The organism is Actinomyces ruminicola, assembly GCF_900103885.1.
Taxonomy (GTDB): domain Bacteria; phylum Actinomycetota; class Actinomycetes; order Actinomycetales; family Actinomycetaceae; genus Actinomyces; species Actinomyces ruminicola.
This window is the reverse complement of the sequence record NZ_FNIM01000032.1, coordinates 1-4693: the sequence shown is the minus strand read 5'-3', so window position 1 is coordinate 4693 and position 4693 is coordinate 1. Positions and strand designations below refer to the sequence as shown.

Sequence of the window (4693 nt, the reverse complement as noted above, 5' to 3'; positions counted from 1 at the left end):
CCCGGGCGTCGGCGTGCTGCTTTCTGTATTTAGCGACCCAGTTGCCCACGGTCTGCGCCACCAAACCATAAGAGGCCGCGACCGACGCGATCGACCGCTCCTTATCCACCACCTCGCGAGCAACCTGCTCACGAAACTCCTCAGAGTACTTCGCCTTAGTCACATCCATCATCCTAACTATCAGATCACGGGGAACGACAGCCATCCCCCAAGTCCGAAAACAACCCTCCAGTCCAGTGTGCGTGGTTCGGGCGTGTCGGGGTGTTCTAGCTGGTTCGTCCGGCCCAGCCTTTGCGGGTCCAGAGGCCTTCTTCGGGGGTTGGGGTGGTGCCCCATCCGGCGGCGAAACGCCCTGTCGCTGCCGCTGGAGAGGTCGGCCTGGGAGCGGCTGCCGGTCGCCCAGTTGATGAACTCGCCCAGCACCGCCCCGGATCAACCTCCCAGACCATAATCGGCTTTTTCGGTTTGGGGGTGTGTTGGCTTGGGGTTGGTGTGTTGGTGGACGGTTCGTACCTTTTCGTGAGGGTTCGTACGTTCTGGTCAGCGATTCGTACCTTCTTGTGACGGTTCGGCACCCAAGGGTACGTACCGTCGTCGCAAGTGCCGAAGCGTCGGTGCCAAGTGGCGAACCGCCACGCCGGGGCGCGCGGGCGCGCAGCGCCGGGTCCGCGCCCCGGGTGGTCATGTCCTGGCCCCGGGGGGTGCCCCTATGTGGTTTGTCAAGCGGCGGCGGGTAGTTGTTGCTGGGCTGGTTGGGGGTCGTAGAGGGCGCCGTCGCGGATCATGGCGTATAGGGTGAGGATGCGGCGGTGGGCGAGGGCGAGTACGGCCTGGTTGTGGCGTTTGCCCTGGGCGCGTTTGCGTTCGTAGTAGGCGCGGGATGCGGGGTCTGATCTGAGGGAGGCGAAGGCCGAGAGGAACATCGCCCGTTTGAGGCGCTTGTTGCCGGCGTGGGAGACGTGCTCGCCGCGTATGGAGGAGCCGGAGCGTCTGGTTATGGGGGTGAGGCCGGCGCAGTCAGGCCAAGTGGGCGCCGGAGGGGAAGGTTCTACCGAGGGTTTCGGCCAGGAAGATGGCGGCGGCCGGGGCCCCTACCCCGGGCACGGGTGGTCAGGGTCCGGGCAAAAGGAGGGTGGGCCACCCGCCAGGGCCTCGACCTGGGTGGCGACGTCGTCGCGTTGGGCGTGCAGCGCGATGAGCTGGCGGGCCAGGTGGGGCAGCACCACGCCGGCGGCGTCGGTGCCAGCGACCACCACGGTCTGCTTGTTCAGGGCGTCGGTGATGGCTTTTGCCCAGGCGGTGTGGCGGCGGGCTCCCTGGGATTCGGGGCTTGGCGTCGATCCGCGCCCGCCCGGCCTTGCGCAGGTCGGCGGGTGTGGGCCAGGCGGCGATCACCTCCGAGCCTGTCAAGGTTTCTGTGTAAGCGGGTTGTTGTTACAGGTAGGGGCGGATTCGTTCGGGGTAGGCGGCGGCGAGCTGGGCGAGGGCTTGTTTCCAGTTGGTGGTGACTTGTCCTTCGACCATGCGGCCCTTGGCCTTGCGTTTGCTGGCGGGTGGGTTCTTCTCCTTGTCCCGTTCTCTGGCGCGCTTGTCCACCGGTGTTGCAGATGGCCAGCCACAACAGCTTCACGGCGGCCTCGTCGGAGGGGAACTGGCCCCGGTTCTTGGACACCTTGCGCAGCTGGTAGTTCAGCGACTCGATGGAGTTGGTTGTGTAGATGACCCGGCGCAGCATCGGCGGGAACGCCAGGAACGGGGTGAACCGCTCCCAGGCCCTCTCCCAGGTCGCCACCGCCTCGGGATACTTGCTGCTCCACTGGTCGGCGAAGTCGGCCAGGGCCTCCAGGGCGGCCTCCTCGTTGGGGGCGGTGTAGACGGGCTTGAGAGCTTTGGCGACCTGCTTGCGGTCCCCATAGGCCACGAACCGCATCGAGGCGCGTATCAGGTGCACGACGCAGGTCTGGACCAGGGAGTTGGGCCAGGTCGCCTCGATCGCCTCGGGCAGGCCGGTCAGTCCGTCGCAGCACACGATCAGCACGTCCTTGAGGCCCCTGTTGGCCAGCTCGGCGCACACGTGCGCCCAGAAGGAGGCACCCTCCTCGGCCTGGACCCAGATGCCCAGTACGTGCTTGATCCCGTCCATGTCGACCCCTACGGCGATGTGGGCTGACCTGGTGGTCACGCGGTGGTCGGCACGGACCCTGGGTGCGGATGGCATCGAGGTAGATGACCGGGTAGAACTCCTCCAGGGGTCGGTTCTGCCACTCCATGACCGCATCGCACACCGCGTCGGTGACCTTACTGATCGTCCCGGCCGACAGCACCCGCCCCAAGGGTGGTCTCCAGGTGGTGGCGGATCTCCCGCACCGTCATACCGCCCGCGTACAGGCTCACAATCATCGAGTCCAGGCCGTCCATGCGCCGCTGGCCCTTACGCACCAGGCGGGGCGTAAACGAGCCGGCCCGGTCCCGGGGGACCACAGGTCTCGAAGGAGCCCACCTCCGAGTCGATCGTCTTGGTCGTGGTGCCATTACGGGCGTTACCGCGGGCGGCCTTGGCCGGCTCGCCCTTCTCGTAGCCCAGGTGATCGGTCAGCTCCGCCTGCAGGCCCCGCTCCAGCGCCTCCTTCAACAGCGCCGGCAGCAGACCGTCAGCACCAGTGAGCTCCACCTTGCCGGACTCGACCTGCTCAAACAGGTCATCCAACGCACCAGAGGCGGCCAGCTCCTGGGCCACACCACTACCAGTTGGAGCAGTCTCCCACGGGGCGGTCTTCTCCTTATCAGTCACACTCATCAGGGTCAGTCCTCTCAATCAGGGCTTACACAGACCATTGAACACGCCCTCACCTCCAGCACGCTGTCGTGCTCGAGCCACTTGCCCAGCACTTGTTCGAGGGCTGGGCGGGGTCTGGGTGTACAGGCCCCGGATACGTCCCCTCGGTCTGGTTGACCTGGCGGGCCAGGTCCAGGTCAAAACCAGTGAGCATGCTCAACGCGGCCGCGTCCTCATCCGAGGCGTCGATCGCTCGCAGCGTGTGGGGCATGGTGCGGGCCGCATCGGCGATAACCGCGGCATCCTTCGCGTCGGTCTTGGCACTGCCCGGGGTCAGGTCCGCGATACGCCGCATCGACAGGCCCGGCAGGTAGCCCACCGTGATGCCCATCGCCTGAGCCACCGCCACCGCCAGGGCGCCGATCGTTGCCGGCTGGTCCACCACTACCAGGAGCCGGCCGTGCTCGCCCAGGTGCTCGTAGACCTCGCGCAGCCGGCTCTCGCTGTTGGGCAGGGCCTTGTCGAAGACCTTCTTGCCGCCGGTGGTCAGGGCCGGGCTGACGGCTGTCAGCGTTACGTTGGGCGGTGGGGCGTGGTGGCTGCGTTCCTCCGGGGCCGCAGCCGGCAACCATTCATCAACAGGCATCGGTGGTCCGACGGCACCGGGCACGGCCGGGGCAACTGAAACGACGTCGTCGCCGTCGACGATCCCCATCGTCTCAACGGCACACGACACACGCATCCGTCTTGCCAGCACCAGACTCGGCTCTGGCATACTCCCGGTGGCAATGTCGTCACTGCCTGCGGCGGCGCTCTCCTGCTTACCGATACCACCCGCAAACAAACCTGACAAAACCCCTAAGCGAGGCACACTGTGAGCGCTCCTGCTCTGGCCGTCGAGATGCGCGACGTGCGCAAGTCCTACAACACGCCCGGCGGCACTATTCACGCCGTCGACTCCATGACGTTGCGCGCCGAGCCGCACCGCATTCACGCGCTCCTCGGCCCGAACGGCGCCGGCAAGACCACCTCGCTGGAGATGATTGTCGGACTGCGGCGTCCCGATCAGGGCGTGGTCCGGACCCTGGGGCTGGACCCGGCCACGGCCGGGCGCGAGCTGAGCACGCGGGTGGCGATCCAACCGCAGGAGGCGAAGATATTCGAGCGTCTGCGGGTGGGTGAGCTGATGACACTGTGGTCCTCCTTCTACACCCACCCACGCCCTGCGGAGGAGGTCCTCGACTCCCTGGAACTGACCAACTATGTCAACCGTGAGGTGACCAAGCTGTCCGGGGGCACCCGCCAGCGCTTGAATGTGGCCCTGGCGATGGTCGCCAACCCGGAACTGCTCATCCTCGACGAGCCCTCCACCGGGCTGGACCCGCGCGCCCGGGAGCACTTGTGGTCGGTGCTGGCTAGCTGGCGCGACCGCGGCCTGACCATCGTCATGTCCACACACTCAATGGAGGAGGCCACCGCCCTGGCCGACTCGGTCTTCATCATCGACCACGGGTCATGTGCCAGCGCCGGCACCCCGGAAGAACTGATCCGTACGCTCGCGGGCGGCCCGGCGGTGCACTTCCAGATCGTGCGGGAGCTGGACGACGCCGATACAGCCCGCCTCCGGCAGCTCGGCGAACTGGTGATCAACGCCGACCGCACCGGCCACCTGACAACGGACCGCACCGATGAGGCCCTGGCGGTGCTGGCCGCCGACGGCAGGTGCCGCGACCTGCGAATCCAGGTGCCCACACTGGCGGACGCCTACTTCGCCGCCACCGGAAACCAGCTGACCTCCCCCGAACCCGCCGGAGTATGACCATGACTGGAATGCTGGGTGTTTTTTGGACACGGTGTTGTTGTGTGTTTGTCAGGCTGCTTTCGGGGTGGCGGCCTGCTGTAGTTCGCGTTCGAACT

2 protein-coding genes and 3 pseudogenes are annotated in these 4693 nt (G+C 66.7%); 1 reads left to right on the top strand and 4 read right to left on the bottom strand.

Annotated elements, in window-relative coordinates:
- The 4 genes and pseudogenes from BLR49_RS14040 to BLR49_RS12805 all read right to left on the bottom strand — a co-directional run.
- Positions 1–169: transposase (locus BLR49_RS14040; RefSeq protein WP_425425778.1), on the bottom strand; the 169-nt coding region annotated here is incomplete at its 3' end.
- Positions 170–719: 550 nt separating this feature from the next.
- Positions 720–1292, bottom strand: a pseudogene (locus BLR49_RS13805) (transposase); the annotation flags it as partial.
- Positions 1293–1434: 142 nt separating this feature from the next.
- Positions 1435–2797: pseudogene (locus tag BLR49_RS12810) on the bottom strand (IS256 family transposase).
- Between the two features lie 44 nt (positions 2798–2841).
- A pseudogene (locus BLR49_RS12805) lies at positions 2842–3329 on the bottom strand (IS110 family transposase); the annotation flags it as partial.
- A gap of 321 nt (positions 3330–3650) precedes the next feature.
- Here BLR49_RS12805 and BLR49_RS12800 point away from each other — a divergent pair.
- Positions 3651–4595, top strand: coding sequence for an ABC transporter ATP-binding protein (locus tag BLR49_RS12800; protein ID WP_245690738.1), 945 nt, complete (start codon positions 3651–3653; stop codon positions 4593–4595).
- Positions 4596–4693: the final 98 nt, after the last annotated feature.